This is a genomic window from Achromobacter dolens (assembly GCF_902859745.1).
Taxonomy (GTDB): Bacteria; Pseudomonadota; Gammaproteobacteria; order Burkholderiales; family Burkholderiaceae_B; genus Achromobacter; species Achromobacter dolens.
In genome coordinates this window covers 1-16,357 of the sequence record NZ_CADIJW010000030.1, presented here as the reverse complement: position 1 = coordinate 16,357, position 16,357 = coordinate 1, and the positions used below count along the sequence as shown (strand labels likewise).

The 16,357-nt window shown below is 67.8% G+C and carries 22 protein-coding genes; all 22 read left to right on the top strand.

Annotated elements, in window-relative coordinates; all coding sequences use genetic code 11:
- Positions 1-20 precede the first annotated feature (20 nt).
- A complete protein-coding gene (locus tag HV783_RS19225; RefSeq protein WP_175189697.1) occupies positions 21-1,088 on the top strand; it encodes an NAD(P)H-dependent flavin oxidoreductase in 1,068 nt (355 codons plus the stop codon).
- A 281-nt stretch (positions 1,089-1,369) separates the two neighbouring features.
- Positions 1,370-2,206, top strand: coding sequence for an ABC transporter ATP-binding protein (locus HV783_RS19220; protein WP_054503785.1), 837 nt, complete (start codon positions 1,370-1,372; stop codon positions 2,204-2,206).
- Positions 2,203-2,991 carry a lipid asymmetry maintenance ABC transporter permease subunit MlaE gene (mlaE, locus tag HV783_RS19215; protein ID WP_006392341.1) on the top strand — a complete coding sequence of 263 codons (789 nt, stop codon included), beginning with the start codon at positions 2,203-2,205 and terminating at the stop codon, positions 2,989-2,991. Before HV783_RS19220 ends, mlaE begins: the two co-directional genes overlap by 4 nt.
- A gap of 13 nt (positions 2,992-3,004) precedes the next feature.
- The gene (gene mlaD / locus HV783_RS19210) at positions 3,005-3,505 is read left to right on the top strand and encodes an outer membrane lipid asymmetry maintenance protein MlaD (RefSeq protein WP_006392340.1); all 501 of its coding nucleotides are present in this window, start codon (positions 3,005-3,007) and stop codon (positions 3,503-3,505) included.
- 91 nt (positions 3,506-3,596) lie between these two features.
- A complete protein-coding gene (locus tag HV783_RS19205) occupies positions 3,597-4,400 on the top strand; it encodes an MlaA family lipoprotein (protein ID WP_054503730.1) in 804 nt (267 codons plus the stop codon).
- Between the two features lie 38 nt (positions 4,401-4,438).
- Positions 4,439-5,068: an MlaC/ttg2D family ABC transporter substrate-binding protein gene (locus tag HV783_RS19200; RefSeq protein WP_054503731.1), complete on the top strand. Its 630-nt coding sequence runs from the start codon at positions 4,439-4,441 to the stop codon at positions 5,066-5,068.
- A 175-nt stretch (positions 5,069-5,243) separates the two neighbouring features.
- Positions 5,244-6,041, top strand: a complete 798-nt coding sequence (locus HV783_RS19195; RefSeq protein ID WP_175189696.1) for an ABC transporter ATP-binding protein — start codon at positions 5,244-5,246, stop codon at positions 6,039-6,041.
- Complete coding sequence (locus tag HV783_RS19190; protein WP_006388063.1) at positions 6,038-6,850, top strand: ABC transporter permease; 813 nt, start codon at positions 6,038-6,040, stop codon at positions 6,848-6,850. The genes HV783_RS19195 and HV783_RS19190 overlap by 4 nt, the downstream gene beginning before the upstream one ends.
- A 5-nt stretch (positions 6,851-6,855) precedes the next feature.
- Positions 6,856-7,101, top strand: coding sequence for a BolA family protein (locus HV783_RS19185; RefSeq protein WP_054503732.1), 246 nt, complete (start codon positions 6,856-6,858; stop codon positions 7,099-7,101).
- 2 nt (positions 7,102-7,103) lie between these two features.
- Positions 7,104-8,384 carry a UDP-N-acetylglucosamine 1-carboxyvinyltransferase gene (murA, locus tag HV783_RS19180; protein WP_054503733.1) on the top strand — a complete coding sequence of 427 codons (1,281 nt, stop codon included), beginning with the start codon at positions 7,104-7,106 and terminating at the stop codon, positions 8,382-8,384.
- On the top strand, positions 8,381-9,055 hold the full coding sequence (gene hisG / locus HV783_RS19175; RefSeq protein WP_020925616.1) for an ATP phosphoribosyltransferase: 675 nt from the start codon (positions 8,381-8,383) through the stop codon (positions 9,053-9,055). Before murA ends, hisG begins: the two co-directional genes overlap by 4 nt.
- Positions 9,056-9,100: 45 nt before the next feature.
- Entirely contained in the window at positions 9,101-10,405 is a 1,305-nt protein-coding gene (hisD, locus tag HV783_RS19170; RefSeq protein WP_054503734.1) for a histidinol dehydrogenase, read from the top strand.
- Positions 10,402-11,493 carry a histidinol-phosphate transaminase gene (gene hisC / locus HV783_RS19165; protein WP_116791676.1) on the top strand — a complete coding sequence of 364 codons (1,092 nt, stop codon included), beginning with the start codon at positions 10,402-10,404 and terminating at the stop codon, positions 11,491-11,493. Before hisD ends, hisC begins: the two co-directional genes overlap by 4 nt.
- A 12-nt stretch (positions 11,494-11,505) precedes the next feature.
- Entirely contained in the window at positions 11,506-12,093 is a 588-nt protein-coding gene (gene hisB / locus HV783_RS19160; protein ID WP_006388056.1) for an imidazoleglycerol-phosphate dehydratase HisB, read from the top strand.
- Positions 12,094-12,130: 37 nt separating this feature from the next.
- Entirely contained in the window at positions 12,131-12,829 is a 699-nt protein-coding gene (hisH, locus tag HV783_RS19155; protein ID WP_054503736.1) for an imidazole glycerol phosphate synthase subunit HisH, read from the top strand.
- 57 nt (positions 12,830-12,886) lie between these two features.
- Positions 12,887-13,627, top strand: a complete 741-nt coding sequence (gene hisA, locus HV783_RS19150) for a 1-(5-phosphoribosyl)-5-[(5-phosphoribosylamino)methylideneamino]imidazole-4-carboxamide isomerase (RefSeq protein ID WP_006388054.1) — start codon at positions 12,887-12,889, stop codon at positions 13,625-13,627.
- Positions 13,624-14,442: an imidazole glycerol phosphate synthase subunit HisF gene (gene hisF / locus HV783_RS19145; RefSeq protein ID WP_006388053.1), complete on the top strand. Its 819-nt coding sequence runs from the start codon at positions 13,624-13,626 to the stop codon at positions 14,440-14,442. The genes hisA and hisF overlap by 4 nt, the downstream gene beginning before the upstream one ends.
- Before the next feature lie 2 nt (positions 14,443-14,444).
- A complete protein-coding gene (hisI, locus tag HV783_RS19140) occupies positions 14,445-14,849 on the top strand; it encodes a phosphoribosyl-AMP cyclohydrolase (protein ID WP_025139940.1) in 405 nt (134 codons plus the stop codon).
- A complete protein-coding gene (locus HV783_RS19135) occupies positions 14,846-15,196 on the top strand; it encodes a phosphoribosyl-ATP diphosphatase (protein ID WP_054503738.1) in 351 nt (116 codons plus the stop codon). The genes hisI and HV783_RS19135 overlap by 4 nt, the downstream gene beginning before the upstream one ends.
- A gap of 15 nt (positions 15,197-15,211) precedes the next feature.
- Complete coding sequence (locus HV783_RS19130; RefSeq protein ID WP_049070563.1) at positions 15,212-15,580, top strand: histidine triad nucleotide-binding protein; 369 nt, start codon at positions 15,212-15,214, stop codon at positions 15,578-15,580.
- A gap of 14 nt (positions 15,581-15,594) precedes the next feature.
- A complete protein-coding gene (gene tatA, locus HV783_RS19125; RefSeq protein WP_049070561.1) occupies positions 15,595-15,822 on the top strand; it encodes a Sec-independent protein translocase subunit TatA in 228 nt (75 codons plus the stop codon).
- A gap of 71 nt (positions 15,823-15,893) precedes the next feature.
- The coding region (gene tatB / locus HV783_RS19120) for a Sec-independent protein translocase protein TatB (RefSeq protein ID WP_254603959.1) at positions 15,894-16,357 on the top strand (464 nt) is incomplete at its 3' end.

Here is a 16,357-nt window from a genome sequence, read left to right as displayed (position 1 = left end):
GCCAACCAGGAGGTTTCCCCATGACATCCCGCCTATCCGATCTGCTCAAGCTTGACCACCCCATCATCCAGGCGCCCATGGCGGGCGGCGCGACGACGGTGGAACTAGTGTCGGAGGCTTCCAAGGCGGGTGTCCTGGGTTCGCTGGGCGCGGCCTACCTGTCGCCCGATCAGATCGAGACGGCGGCCGCCGGGATCCGCGCGCGCACCGACCGGGCGTTCGGCATCAACCTGTTCGCGGCGGTGCCGGAGCAACCGTACCAGGGCGACGCCAGCCGCATGCTGGCGCTGCTGGCGCGCTACCACGCCCAACTGGGCCTGCCGGCGCCCGTCGCGCCCGGCCCGCAGGCCGACCCGCTGCCCGGCCAGATCGAGGCCGTGCTGCGCGTGAAACCGGCGGTCCTGAGCTTCACCTTCGGCCGCCTGCCCGCGGACGTGCTGGCGCGCTGCCGCGAACTGGGCATCCTGACGATCGGCACCGCCACCACCGTGCGCGAAGCGGTGGTCCTGGAGCAGGATGGCGTCGATGCCGTCGTGGCGCAGGGAGCGGAGGCGGGCGGGCATCGCGGCACCTTCCTGGACGATTTCGAGCATTCGCTGGTCGGCACCATGGCCCTGGTGCCCCAGGTGGCCGACGCGGTATCGATCCCGGTGATCGCCTCCGGCGGCATCATGGACGGCCGCGGCATCGCCGCGGCGCTGGCCCTGGGCGCGGATGTCGCACAAATGGGGACGGCCTTCCTGACCACGGACGAAGCCGGCATCGGCGATGCCTACAAGGCGGTGCTGCCGGCCTCGCGTTCCGAACAGTCGCGGGTGACCCGGGCCTTTTCCGGACGCCCGGCGCGCGGCATCGCGAATTCGTTCATGCGCGACGCCGATCAACTTTCAGACGATATCCTGCCTTACCCGCTGCAGAACGCGCTGACCCGCCCCATGCGCACCGCCGGCGGCCAGGCCGGCAACGTCGCCGTCCTGTCTTTGTGGGCCGGCCAGGGCGCGCCGCTGGCGCGGCGCGAAAGCACGGCCGCGCTGGTGGCGCGGCTGGCCCGCGAAACCGCCGCGGCGCGCGGCCGCGGCCGGGCCTGAACGGGGCCGGCGCAAGGGATTCCGGGGGGCCGACAGGCCCCGCCGATTGTTCCCAATGCCGAAAACACTGTTCCATAGACAACCCTAACGCACTGCGATGACAGTTCGTCGGGCTACAATGGCCCCTCGCCGCCGGGTGCGACGGGTCTTCCCTCGTCCCCGGCATATGAGTAACAGGGCGCTTCCCGACGCAGCCCGTCTCGCTCGCGCCGGCCGGATGATCCGCCCAGGCACGAACGTGGCGGCAGGGCATTCGCCACCGAAACACCCTTTTGTTGCCCATGCCCGATCAAACCCGCAGCACCCCGGAATTCGCCCTGCGCCTGCAAGGTGTGGCGCTAGGCTACGGTGATTTCACCGTCTTGCGCGACATTTCCATGGAAGCGCGTTCGGGCCAGGTGGTCGCCATCATGGGCGGCTCGGGTTCAGGCAAGACCACGTTGCTGCGGGCCGCCACCGGCCAGCTCACTGCGCAACAAGGCACCGTGCTGGCGTTCGGCCAGGACATCGCCCGCGCCACCCCCGCCGAACTGCAGTCGCTGCGCAAGCGCATGGGCGTGCTGTTCCAGCAGGGCGCGCTGTTCACCGACCTGAACGTGTTCGAGAACGTCGCCTTCCCGCTGCGCGAACACACCACGCTGGCCGAATCCGAAATCACGGCGCGCGTGCTCGACAAGCTCGACGCCGTCGGCCTGCGCGCCGCCGCCCACCTGAAGGTGGCCGAGATCTCCGGCGGCATGTCGCGCCGGGTGGCGCTGGCCCGCGCGGTCGTGCTGGAACCCGAACTGATCCTGTACGACGAACCCTTCGCCGGCCTCGATCCGATTTCACTGGGTATCACCGCCCGCCTGATCCGCAGCCTGGCCGACCGCCTGGGATGCGCCTCGGTGCTGATCACCCACGACGTGCACGAATCGTTCGCGATTGCCGACCAGGTCTATCTCGTGGGCCAGGGCCAACTCAAGGCCGCCGGCACGCCCGAGAGCCTCTCGGCATCGCAGGACCCCTACGTGCAGCAATTCCTCAAAGGCGAGCCCGACGGCCCGGTCGCGTTCCAGTATCCCGAAACGCCGGCTTTCCAGAAGTGGCTGTCGCAACAACAAGGGCGCAAGGCATGAGCGGATCCAACAACGCCGTGAGCGCGCTGGGCGGCTGGGTGCGCACCCGCATCGCCGGCATCGGCTACTTCACCCGTTTCTTCGGCGCCATGCTGGCCCGCAGCGGCATCGCGCTGTCGCGGCCGCGGTTGGTGTCGCAGCAAATTCATTTCATCGGCAACTTTTCGCTGCTGATCATCGCCGTGTCCGGCATGTTCGTGGGCTTCGTGCTGGGCCTGCAGGGCTATTACACGCTGAACCGCTACGGCGCCGAGGAATCGCTTGGCCTGCTGGTGGCGCTGTCGCTGGTGCGCGAACTGGGGCCGGTCGTGACCGCGCTGCTGTTCGCCGGCCGTGCCGGCACCTCGCTGACCGCCGAGATCGGCCTGATGAAGGCGGGCGAACAACTGTCGGCCATGGAAGTCATGGCCGTCGACCCGATGCGCCGCGTGCTGGTGCCGCGCCTGTGGGGCGGCATCATCGCCATGCCGATCCTGGCCGCCGTGTTCTCCATGGTGGGCATCCTGGGCGGCTGGGTGGTCGGCGTGCTGATGATCGGGGTCGATGCCGGCGCCTTCTGGTCGCAGATGCAGGGCGGCGTCGATGTCTGGAACGACGTCCTGAACGGCGTCATCAAAAGCCTGGTCTTCGGCGTCACGGTGACGCTGGTGGCGCTTTACGAAGGCTGGCAGGCCAAGCCCACCCCCGAAGGCGTCGCCCGCGCCACCACCCGCACGGTGGTGGTGGGCTCGCTGGCGGTGCTGGGGCTGGACTTCCTGCTGACCGCCTTGATGTTTGGAAACTGATTACGGATCGATCATGTCTCGCGAAAAAACCGATTTCTGGGTAGGCCTGTTCGTCTTGCTGGGCGCGGCCGCGCTGGCGTTCCTGGCGTTGCGCGCCGGCAACTTGAGCACCTTTTCTTTTGCCCCCACCTATACGCTGACGGCCAATTTCGATAACGTAGGCGGCCTCAAAGTGCGCGCGCCCGTGAAAAGCGCCGGGGTCGTGGTGGGCCGGATCTCCAAGATCTCCTTCGACGACAAGACCTTCCAGGCGGTCGTCGCGATGAACCTGGAAACCGCCTACCAGTTCCCCAAGGACTCTTCCGCGGCCATTCTCACCTCGGGCCTGCTCGGCGAGCAGTACCTGGGCCTGACGCCGGGCAGCGAAGACGACAATCTGGCCGAGGGTGGCAAAATCCGCTATACCCAAAGCGCCGTGGTGCTGGAACAGCTCATCAGCAAGTTCCTGTACGGCTCGGCCGAGAAGGAAGGCACGAACGCGGCTGGCGCGCCCGACGCGAAAGCCCCGAATTGAAGAGGACCCGTCACGCCCGGCAACAACCCGAAGCTTGACGCGCCGCACGCTGCAATAAAAATAGAAATCTGCTGATAGGGATGCCCTGATCATGAACACGAAAGCTCTTTCCCGCATTGCCACCGTCGCCGCCGCCGGCGCACTGATGGCGGGCTGCGCCGCGCCGCAGCACCCGGATCCGCGCGATCCCTGGGAAGGCTTCAACCGCGGCGTGTACAAGTTCAACGACACGGTCGACCGCGCGGTCTTCAAGCCGGTGGCGCAGGCCTACACCTACGTCACGCCGGAACCCGTGCGCAGTTGCGTCCACAACATCTTCAGCAACGTCGGCGATCTCTGGTCGGGCACCAACAGCTTCCTGCAGGGTCGCGGCCACGACTTCGTCAACACGCTCGGCCGCTTCCTGTTCAACACCACCATGGGCGTGGGCGGCTGCTTCGACGTCGCCTCGGCCAACGGCGCGCGCAAGATCCCGAACGACTTCGGCACCACGCTGGGCGTCTGGGGCTTCAGCCAGGGGCCGTACCTGGTGCTGCCGTTCTTCGGCTCGGCGAGCGTGCGTGATGGCGTCGGCCTGGTCGGCGACTGGCAGGGCCGCATGCGCGGCTACATGGGCGTGAGCGCCATCGACAACGTGGCCCTGCGCAATTCGCTGTGGGGCCTGGAAGTGGTCGACACGCGCGCCAGCCTGCTCAACGCCACCGACACCATCGACCGCGTGGCGCTCGACCCGTACAGCTTCGTGCGCGACGCCTACCTGCAGCGCCGCGCCGCGATGGTCAACGGCCAGCGCGTCGATGACGAATCCAGCCTGCCCAACTACGAGGACGACGAGGACGACGCCGCCAAGGCCAAGGGCGCGGCCGCGCCGGTCGCCAACCCCGCAACCAAGTAAGCTGTCGGATTGCGTTTTCAGTACAGCAAGGAGTTTCCATGCGGTTTTCTTTTTTTCCCCTGCTCCAACGCCTGGCCTTTGCCGGCCTGCTGGGGCTCGCGGCAACGCCCGCCGTGCAGGCGCAACCCAACGCCAACGGCGCGCCCAACGATTTCGTGCTGGCGGCCGCCAATGAGGCGCTGGACGTCCTGAAGGCCGACGGCGCCGTCAAGGCCGGCAACACGGCCCGCATCAACCAGGTCGTGAACGAGCACATCCTGCCTTACGTCAACTTCCAGAAGACGACGCGGCTGGCCGCCGGGCGCTACTGGCGCCAGGCCACCGAACAGCAGCGGACCGCCCTGGCCGACGCCTTCCGCGGCACCCTGGTGCGCACCTACAGCGGCGCGCTGACGCGCGTCACGTCGGGCACCACCATTACGGCCCTGCCGTTCCGCGGCGACCCCAAGGCCGACGACGCGGTCGTGCGCACGCTCATCAGCCAGCCCAACGGCCAGCCGGTCGGCGTCGACTACCGCCTGGAAAAGACGCCCCAGGGCTGGAAGATCTACGACATGAACGTCGAAGGCATCTGGCTGATCGAGAACTACCGCAACCAGTTCGCCCAGCAGATCAACCAGAATGGCATCGACGGCCTGATCCAGGCGCTGAACCAGCGCAACCAGTAACGATCCCGTCCGGCTTGTCCCGGCCCGGCGCGCCCCTGCGGTCCGCCGGGCCTGTCATTTTGGGGACGGACCATTGCGCCACGCCCCCACGGCCGCCGGGGCTATCGGCGCCTCGCGTAGCGGGGCGCTTATATAATGATCAATTCGCTCTTTGCCGGGCACCCTCGCCGCCGTCATGTCTGCCGTCAGTCTTGAGAACGTCTCCAAAATCTACTCGCCGCGCCGCAGCGGCTGGGGCAAGCTCACCGGGCGCGCGCCTGGCGCCGGCTTCCAGGCCCTCGACAATGTCAGCCTGAACATCGAGCACGGCGAGTTCTTCGGCCTGCTCGGGCCCAACGGCGCCGGCAAGACCACCCTGATCTCCATCCTGGCCGGGCTGGCGCATGCCACCGCCGGCCGCGCCACCGTCTGTGGCTACGACGTCGTGGCCGACTACAAGTCGGCACGGCGGGCGCTGGGCGTCGTGCCCCAGGAACTGGTCTATGACCCGTTCTTCACGGTGCGCGAGACGCTGCGCATCCAGTCAGGCTATTTCGGCCTGCGCAAGAATGACGACTGGATCGACGAGATCCTGTTCAACCTGGGGCTGGCCGACAAGGCCAACTCGAACATGCGCGCGCTGTCCGGCGGCATGAAGCGCCGCGTGCTGGTGGCGCAGGCGCTGGTGCACCGCCCGCCCGTGATCGTGCTGGACGAGCCCACCGCGGGCGTCGACGTCGACCTGCGCCGCACCCTGTGGGAATTCATCTCGCGCCTGAACAAGGCCGGCCACACCATCATGCTGACCACCCACTACCTGGAAGAAGCGGAAGCCCTGTGCGGCCGCATCGCCATGCTCAAGGGCGGCCACATCGTGGCTTTGGACACCACCCAGGCGCTGCTGGCCCGCGTCGGCGGCGTCGACCTCGAGGACGCCTTCGTGCGCATCATGCACCAGGACGACGCCCCGCAACCCGAAGAGATTCCGCAATGACGCAGCCCGCCGCCAATGCCAGCCAGCCGCTGGTGCAGCCCCGCCTGGACGCGGGCTCGGGCTTTCCGACCCTGCTGCGCAAGGAATTGCTGCGCTTCTGGAAGGTCAGCTTCCAGACCATCGCCGCGCCCGTCATCACCGCGCTGCTGTACCTGCTGGTGTTCGCCCACGTGCTGGAAGGACGCGTCATGGTCTACGGCAGCGTGCCGTACACCGCGTTCCTGATCCCCGGGCTCATGATGATGAGCATGCTGCAGAACGCCTTCGCCAACCCGTCGTCGTCGCTGATCCAGAGCCGCATCACCGGCAACCTGGTGTTCATGCTGCTGCCGCCGCTGTCGCACCGCGACATTTTCGCCGCCTACGTGCTGGCGGCCGTGGTGCGCGGCCTGGCCGTGGGCCTGTGCGTGTGGGTGGTGGCGCTGTTCTTCGTCTCGCTGGTGCCGTCCAACCCGCTGTGGCTGCTGGTGTTCGCGGTGCTGGCCTGCGGCATCATGGGCGTGCTGGGCCTCATCGCCGGCCTGTGGTCCGAGAAATTCGACCAGTTGGCGGCGTTCCAGAACTTCCTCATCATGCCGGCCACCTTCCTGTCCGGCGTGTTCTATTCCATCCATACGCTCCCGGCCTTCTGGCAGGGCGTGTCCCACTGGAACCCCATCTTCTACACCATCGACGGCTTCCGCTACGGATTCTTCTCGGTGTCGGACGTCTCCCCCTGGCGCAGCCTGGCGGTGGTGACGGGGGTGTTCCTCGCGCTTTCGATCTATGCGCTGCGGCTCCTGGCCAGCGGCTACAAACTCAGGAACTGACGTCCATGCTTCCCACTCCCGCGCAAGTCCGCCAATACATCGCGGACGGCCTGCCCTGTGAACACCTCGACGTACAGGGCGACGGCTCGCATTTCGACGCGGTCATCGTCAGCGCCGCCTTCGAAGGCAAGCGCCTGATCCAGCGCCACCAACTGGTCTACGCGGCGCTGGGCGACCGCATGAAAGCCGAGATCCACGCTTTGTCGATGCGCACCCTGACCCCGGCCGAATACACCCAGGCGGGCAAGTGACCATGGACAAGCTACGCATTACCGGCGGTGCGCGCCTGCATGGCGAAGTCACCATCTCCGGCGCCAAGAACTCGGCCCTGCCGATCCTGTGCGCCGGCCTGCTGACGGCGGACCCGCTGACCATCGCCAACGTGCCGCACCTGAACGACACCGCCACCATGCTGCGCCTCCTGGGCCGCATGGGCGTGCGCGCCGAACGCGCCAACGACGGCATCGTGACCCTGCAGGCCGACCGCGTCGACAGCCTCGAAGCGCCGTACGACCTGGTCAAGACCATGCGCGCCTCGATCCTGGTGCTGGGCCCGCTGGTGGCGCGCTTCGGCGAAGCCCGCGTCAGCCTGCCGGGCGGCTGCACCATCGGCCAGCGGCCGGTGGACCAGCACATCAAGGGCCTGGCGGCGCTGGGCGCCGACATCAGCATCGAGCACGGCTTCGTGGTGGCGCGCGCCAAACGCCTGAAGGGCGCCTCGATCCGCACCGACATGGTCACCGTCACCGGCACCGAGAACCTGCTGATGGCCGCCGTGCTGGCCGAAGGCCAGACCGTGCTGGAAAACGCCGCGCGCGAGCCCGAGGTGGTGGACCTGGCCGAGCTGCTCATCAAAATGGGCGCCCGCATCCAGGGCCACGGCACCGACCGCATCGTGATCGACGGCGTCGAACGCCTGCACGGCGCCGAGCACCGCGTGATTTCCGACCGCATCGAGGCCGGCACCTTCCTGTGCGCCGTGGGCGCGGCGGGCGGCGACATCGTGCTGCGCAACACCGACGCCGGCATCCTCGGCGCCACGCTCGACAAGCTGACCGAGGCCGGCCTGGCCATCGAGACTGGCCCCGACTGGATCCGCGGCGCCATGTCGAAGCGCCCCAAGGCCGTGGGCTTTCGCACCCATGAGTACCCCGGCTTCGCCACCGACATGCAGGCCCAGTTGATGACGCTGAACACGGTGGCCGAAGGCACCTCGGTGATCGTCGAGAACATCTTCGAGAACCGCTACATGCACGTGCAGGAACTGCGCCGCATGGGCGCGGACATCGACATCGACGGCCACACCGCGGTGGTGCGCGGCATTGCCCGCCTGTCGGGCGCGACGGTCATGGCCACCGACCTGCGGGCCTCGGCCAGCCTGGTGATCGCCGGCCTGGCCGCCGATGGCGACACGCTGGTCGACCGCATCTACCATCTGGATCGCGGCTACGATCGGATGGAAGTCAAACTGCGCGCCCTGGGCGCCAATATTCAACGCGTCGTTGAACGCACTAGCGGCAAGGAATCGGCATGAGCAATGCCCCGCTCGCCCCGCTGACCCTGGCTCTGTCCAAGGGGCGGATCTTCGAAGAAACCATGCCTTTGCTGGCGGAAGCCGGCATCGAGGTGCCCGAGAACCCCGAAAGTTCGCGCAAGCTGATCCTGCCGACCAGCGATCCCGGCCTGCGCCTGATCATCGTGCGCGCTTCCGACGTGCCGACCTACGTGCAGTACGGCGCGGCCGACCTCGGCATCGCCGGCAAGGACGTGCTGATCGAGCACGCCGCGCAGCAGCCCGGCGGCCTGTACCAGCCGATCGACCTGAACATCGCCAAGTGCCGCCTGGCCGTGGCCGTGCGCAACGGCTTCGACTACGAGGCCGCGGTGCACCAGGGCGCGCGCCTGCGCGTGGCCACCAAGTACGTGCAGTCAGCCCGTGAACACTTCGCCTCCAAGGGTGTGTACGTCGACATCATCAAGCTGTATGGTTCGATGGAACTGGCGCCGCTGGTGGGCCTGGCCGACTGCATCGTGGACCTGGTGTCCACCGGCGGCACGCTGCGCGCCAACGACCTGGTCGCGGTCGAGGACATCATGCCGATTTCCTCGCGCCTGATCGTCAACCAGGCCGCGCTGAAGACCCGCGGCGAACGCCTACAACCGCTGCTGGACGCTTTCGAGCGCGCCGCCTCCCGCAACGCCTGACCCAGGCCGCCGCCCCGCGCGGCGGCCGCCACCCGCCTGAACGCCATGGCCCTGATCAATCGTCTCGACTCCCGCGATCCCGGATTCGCATCCGCCCTGTCCAAGCTGCTGGCCTTCGAAGCCACCGAGGACGAGTCCATCGACCGCGCCGCCGCCGGCATCCTGGCCGACGTGCGCGCCCGCGGCGACGCCGCGCTGGTGGAATACACCCAGCGCTTCGACCGCATGCCGCACGCGTCCGCGGACACGCTCGAAATCCCCAAGGCCGACTGGCACGCCGCCCTGGCCGCGCTGCCGGCCGCCCAGCGCGACGCGCTGCAGGCCGCCGCCGAGCGCGTGCGCCGCTACCACGAACGCCAGCGCGCCGAGACCTGGACCTACACAGAAGCCGACGGCACGGTGCTGGGCCAGCAGGTCACGCCGCTGGACCGCGTCGGCCTGTACGTGCCGGGCGGCAAGGCCGCGTATCCGTCGTCCGTGCTGATGAACGCCATCCCGGCCAAGGTCGCCGGCGTGCAGGAATTGGTCATGGTCACGCCCACGCCGGACGGCACGCGCAACCCCATCGTGCTGGCCGCAGCCGCCATCAGCGGCGTCGACCGCGTGTTCGCCATCGGCGGCGCGCAGGCCGTGGGCGCGCTGGCCTACGGCACCGCCACCGTGCCGGCCGTGGACAAGATCGTCGGCCCGGGCAACGCCTACGTGGCCGCCGCCAAGCGCCGCGTGTTCGGCGTGGTCGGCATCGACATGATCGCCGGCCCCAGCGAAATCCTGGTGATCTGCGACGGCAAGACGCCGGCCGACTGGATCGCCATGGACCTGTTCTCGCAGGCCGAACACGACGAACTGGCCCAATCCATCCTGCTGTGCCCGGACGCCGCCTTCATCGCCGAGGTCGAGGCCGCCATCGCGCGCCTGCTGCCGACCATGCCGCGCGCCGACATCCTGCGTACCAGCCTGGCCAACCGCGGCGCGCTGATCCAGGTGCGCGACCTGGACGAAGCCTGCCGCATCGCCAACGACATCGCCCCGGAACACCTGGAGATCTCCACCGAGCAACCGGAAATCTGGACCGCCAGGATCCGCCACGCCGGCGCCATCTTCATGGGCCGCTTCAGCTCGGAAGCCCTGGGCGACTACTGCGCCGGCCCCAACCACGTGCTGCCGACCTCGCGCACGGCGCGTTTCTCGTCGCCGCTGGGCGTCTATGACTTCCAGAAGCGCTCCAGCCTGATCCAGGTCTCGCACCAGGGCGCCCAGACGCTCGGCCGTATCGCCGCCGAACTGGCGCTGGGCGAAGGCCTGCAGGCCCACGCCGCCAGCGCCCAGTACCGGATCGACCAGCCATGAGCGAGGTCGCCGGCCGCATCGCCGGCACCATCCGGCCCGATATCCGCAAACTGACCGCGTATCCGGTGGCGCACGCCGAAGGCTGCATCAAACTGGATGCGATGGAATCGCCCTACGAACTGCCCGAGGCGGTGCGCGACGACCTCGCCCGGGTGCTGCGCGATACGCCGCTGAACCGCTACCCGGCCGCCGACCTGTCCGAACTGCGCCAGGCCGTGAAGGCGGCCTTCGGCGTGCCCGCCGGCGCGGGCGTGCTGTTCGGCAATGGTTCGGACGAGCTGATCCACATCGTGGTGCAGGCCTGCTGCAACCCGGGCGAGGTGGTGCTGGCGCCGTGGCCGTCGTTCGTCTATTTCGACATGGCGGCGCGCTTCGACCACGCCCGCTTCGTCGGCGTGCCGCTCGCCGAAGATCTGTCCCTTGATCTTCCCGCCATGCTGGCCGCGATCCGCGAACACCAGCCCAAGGTGGTGTTCCTGGCCGTGCCCAACAATCCCACCGGCGGCGCCTGGTCGGACGCCGACATGGCCGCCATCATCGCCGCCGCCCCCGGCCTGGTGGTGGTGGACGAGGCCTACCAGCCGTTCACCGACCGCAGTTGGATGCCGCGCCTGCTGGACGCGCCCAACGTGGTGGTGATGCGCACGGTGTCCAAGATCGGCTTGGCGGGCCTGCGTTTCGGCTACCTGGCCGGCCACCCGGACTGGGTTGCCGAACTGGACAAAGTGCGCCCGCCCTACAACCTGGACGTGCTGACCCAGGCCGCGCTGCTGACGGTGCTGCGCCACAAAGCGGTGCTGGACGAGCAGGCGGCCCGCCTGCGCGCCGACCGTGAACCGCTGGCGGCGGCGCTGGCGGCGCTGCCCGGCGTCAGGGTATTCCCTTCCGCGGCCAACTTCATACTCGCGCGCTTTTCCGGCAAGCTGGACGGCAACGCCGTGCATCTTGCCCTGAAACAGCGCAAAATATTGGTTCGAAACTTCTCCAACGCCCATCCGCTCCTGGCCGGCTGCCTCCGCATCTCGGTAGGTTCCCCGGACGAGAACGCCGCTTTGCTATCGGCACTGCAAGACATCCTGAGTGCCTAATCGAGTCCTGACATGCGTACCGCAGAGATCACCCGCAACACCAACGAAACCCGCATCCGCGTGGCCATCAATCTGGATGGCACCGGCAAGCAGACGATCGACACGGGCGTGCCCTTCCTGGACCACATGCTGGACCAGATCGCGCGCCACGGCCTGATCGACCTCGACATCAAAGCCGAGGGCGACCTGCACATCGATGCGCATCACACGGTGGAAGACGTGGGCATCACGCTGGGCATGGCCATCGCCAAGGCGGTCGGCACCAAGGCCGGCCTGCGCCGCTACGGCCACGCCTACGTGCCGCTGGACGAGGCGCTGTCGCGCGTGGTGGTCGATTTCTCGGGCCGTCCCGGCCTGGAATACCACATCCCGTTCACCCGTTCGCACATCGGCGCCTTCGACGTCGACCTGACGCGCGAATTCTTCCAGGGCCTGGTCAACCACGCGCTGATCACGCTGCACATCGACAACCTGCGCGGCACCAACGCCCACCACCAATGCGAAACGGTCTTCAAGGCCTGTGGCCGCGCGCTGCGCATGGCCATCGAAGTCGACCCGCGCATGGGCGACGTCGTCCCCTCGACCAAGGGCGTGCTGTAAGCTGCGCGACCTCCCGCCACGCATCAGGTAAACCGAAGTGACCACTATCGCCATCGTCGACTACGGAATGGGCAACTTCCACTCCGTCGCGCGCGCGCTCAAGTACGCCGCCCCGGACGCGGACATCCGCATCTGCAACCAGCCCCATGAAATCGACGCGGCCGACCGCGTGGTGTTCCCGGGCCAGGGCGCCATGGCCGACTGCATGCGCACCCTGAACGAATCCGGCCTGCGCGAAGCGGTCGTCAAGGCCGCCCGCAGCAAGCCGCTGCTGGGCGTCTGCGTGGGCGAACAGATGCTGTTCGATTCCAGCGAAGAGGGCGCCACCCCGTGCCTGGGCCTGTTCCCCGGCGTGGTGCGCCGCTTTGCCGGTCCGCGCTTCGCCGACCCGGTCGCGGCCGACGACGCGGCCTGCGAGGCCGACACCGGCACGGCCGGCCCGGTCGATGTCCGCCCCGAGCGCCTGAAAGTCCCGCACATGGGATGGAACAAAGTGCGCCAGACGCGCTCTCACCCTATCTGGGACGGCATTCCGGACGACACGCATTTCTATTTCGTCCATAGTTATTACGCCGACCCAGCCGATACGAGCCTGACTGTTGGTGAAACCGATTACGGCGTCGCCTTTACCTGCGCGGTGGCGGCAGCTAACATTTTCGCGGTGCAGTTCCACCCCGAGAAGAGCGCCGAGCACGGTTTGCGCCTGTATCGCAATTTTGTAGACTGGCAGCCGTAAGCCCACCCGGCCGACGCGCGCCAGCCCGTTCAACCCCATATTTTCCCGCTGCCCACCATGCTGCTGATCCCCGCCATCGATCTCAAAGACGGACGCTGCGTGCGTCTGCGCCAGGGCGACCTGGACGATGCAACGGTGTTCTCCGAAGACCCCGCCTCCATGGCCTCGCAATGGCTCGACCAGGGCGCCCGCCGCCTGCATCTGGTCGACCTGAACGGCGCCGTCGCCGGCAAACCGAAGAACGAAGCGCCCATCAAGGCCATCCTGGACGCCGTCGGCGACGACATCCCCGTCCAGATCGGCGGCGGCATCCGCGATCTCGACACTATCGAACGCTACCTCGACGCCGGCATCTCCTACGTGATCATCGGCACCGCCGCGGTCAAGAACCCGGGCTTCCTGCAGGATGCCTGCGGCGCCTTCCCCGGCCAGATCATTGTTGGCCTGGACGCCCGCGACGGCAAGATCGCCACCGACGGCTGGAGCAAGCTGACCCGCCACGACGTGCTCGACCTGGCCAAGAAGTTCGAGGACTACGGCTGCGAAGCCATCATCTATACCGACATCGGCCGCGACGGCATGCTGTCGGGCGTGAACGTCGAGGCCACCGTGCGCCTGGCGCAGCACGTGCGCATTCCCGTGTTCGCCTCGGGCGGCATCGCCGGCATCCAGGACATCGAGGCGCTGTGCGCCGTCGAGGAAGAGGGCGTCGAAGGCGCCATCCTGGGCCGCAGCATCTACGAAGGCACGCTCAACTTCCAGGCGGCGCAGGCCCGCGCCGACGAATTGGCCAAATGACCACCTCCAGCAGTACCTCCGGGGCGGGCGCGCCCGCCCAGAGCGCGCTGACCCGCCGCATCATTCCCTGCCTTGACGTCACCGCCGGCCGGGTCGTCAAGGGCGTGAACTTCGTCAACCTGGCCGACGCCGGCGACCCCGTCGAGATCGCCCGCCGCTACAACGAGCAGGGCGCCGACGAGCTCACCTTCCTGGACATCACCGCCACCAGCGATGGCCGCGACCTGATCCTGCCCATCATCGAGCAGGTCGCCTCGCAGGTCTTCATCCCCCTGACGGTGGGCGGCGGCGTGCGCCAGGTGTCCGACATCCAGCGCCTGCTGAACGCCGGCGCCGACAAGATCAGCATCAACAGCGCCGCCGTGGCCAATCCGGAACTGGTGCGCGCGGCCTCCGACTACCACGGCTCGCAATGCGTGGTGGTGGCGATCGACGCGCGCCGGGTCTCGGCCGCGGGCGAAGCACCGCGCTGGGAAGTCTTCACCCACGGTGGCCGCAAGGCCACCGGCCTGGACGCCGTGGCCTGGGCCCGCCGCATGGCCGCCTACGGCGCCGGCGAGATCCTGCTGACCAGCATGGACCGCGACGGCACCAAATCCGGCTTCGACCTGGAACTGACCCGCACCGTGTCGGATGCCGTGCCGGTGCCGGTCATCGCCTCGGGCGGCGTCGGCACCCTGCAGCACCTGGCCGACGGCGTCACCACCGGCCGCGCCAGCGCCGTGCTGGCCGCCAGCATCTTCCACTTCGGCCAGCACACGGTCGGGGAATGCAAGCGCTTCATGGCCGAGCAGGGCATCGAAGTAAGGATATGACGATGAGCAACGAACCCAGTTGGATGGCCGACGTCGTCTTCGACGAGAACGGCCTGATCCCCGCCATCGCGCAGGACGCCGACAACGGCCAAATCATGATGGTGGCCTGGATGAACCGCGAATCGCTGGCCGAGACCGCCGCCACCGGCCGCGCGGTGTACTGGTCGCGCTCGCGCCAGCGCCTGTGGCGCAAGGGCGAGGAATCCGGCCACGTGCAGCAGGTGCACGAGCTGCGCCTGGACTGCGATGGCGACGTGGTGCTGCTCAAGGTGCACCAGGAAGGCGGCATCGCCTGCCACACGGGCCGAGCCAGTTGCTTCTACCGCCGCCTGGAAGGGCAGACCGACCAGGCCGCCTGGGTTACCGTGGACCCGGTGCTGAAAGACCCCGAACTGATCTACAAATGACCAACTCGCCCCTGACCGCCCACGACGTCCTGGCCCGCATCGCCGACACGCTGGAGACCCGCCGCCCCGAGAATGGCGGCGACCCCAAGGCCTCGTACGCGGCCAAGCTGCTGTCCAAGGGCCCCGACGCCTTCCTCAAGAAGATCGGCGAGGAAGCCACCGAGCTGGTCATGGCCGCCAAGGACGGCGTGCCCGAACGCATCGTCAGCGAAACCGCCGACCTGTGGTTTCATTGCCTGGTGGCGCTGACGCACTTCAACCTGCGCCCCGACGACGTGCTGGCCGAACTGGCCCGCCGCGAAGGGCTGTCGGGCCTGGCCGAAAAGGCCAGCCGTCCCCAGGACTGACACGGAACCGGAAAAATGAGCGCCAACTGTATTTTCTGCAAGATCGCCGCCGGCGAGATCCCGTCCAAGAAGGTCTACGAGGACGAGGACTTTGTTGCATTCCACGATATCAACCCGGCCGCGCCGGTGCATTTATTGCTGATCCCTCGACGTCATGTCACATCCATGCAGGATATTACGGCCGAGGACGCAGGTTGGTTGGGTAGAATGATGGCATTGGCGCCGCGGCTTGCCGCTGAAAACGGTTGCACCCCGGGCCCTGATGGCGGGTTTCGCATCATGATCAATTCTGGCGTCGAAGGCGGCCAGGAAGTCCCGCATCTGCATTTCCACATCATCGGCGGTCAGCGACCCTGGAAAGGGCGCATGGCCCCCACTGCGTAATACGGAGAACCATCATGGGTAGCTTTAGCATTTGGCATTGGCTGGTCGTTCTGGTCATTGTGGCGCTGATCTTCGGCACCAAGAAACTGCGCAACATCGGCTCGGACCTGGGCGGCGCCGTCAAGGGCTTCAAGGAAGGCATGAAGGACGCCAACAGCGACAAGCCGGCCGAACCCATCGCCCAGCAGCGCGTGGCCGGCGACACCATCGACGTGCAGGCCAAGGAAAAGTCCAACTCCTGAGCGCCTGCGCGTCCCCGGGCCCGGCCTGCACCGGCCGGCCCTCATAGCCTCAATTCCCGAGCGGCCGTCGAATGTTTGATGTCAGCCTCACTGAACTGATGGTGATCGGCGTCGTCGCGCTGATCGTCATCGGCCCCGAACGCCTGCCCAAGGTCGCCCGCACGGTCGGCCACCTGCTGGGCCGCGCGCAGCGTTACGTCAATGACGTGAAATCCGATATCCAGCGCGAGATCGAGCTGGACGAGCTGCGCAAATTCAAGAGCGAAATGGAGACCGCGGCACAGGATGTGCACCAGTCGCTGAACGATACGCACAACGCGCTGCAGGAGCCGGTGCAGCAATTCCGCGCCGAGCTCGACGAAGTCGCCCGGGAAGCCAGCGGCAAGCCCGCGCTGACGGCCGGCGCCGAAACCACCGCCCCCGCGGACCCGCACGCCGCGCCGGCCGCGTCGGCCGACCCGCTGATGACGCCGCACGCGGCCCAGCCGGCCGAGCCGCCGCGCACCATCGCGCCGCCCAGCCCGAACCTGAGCCT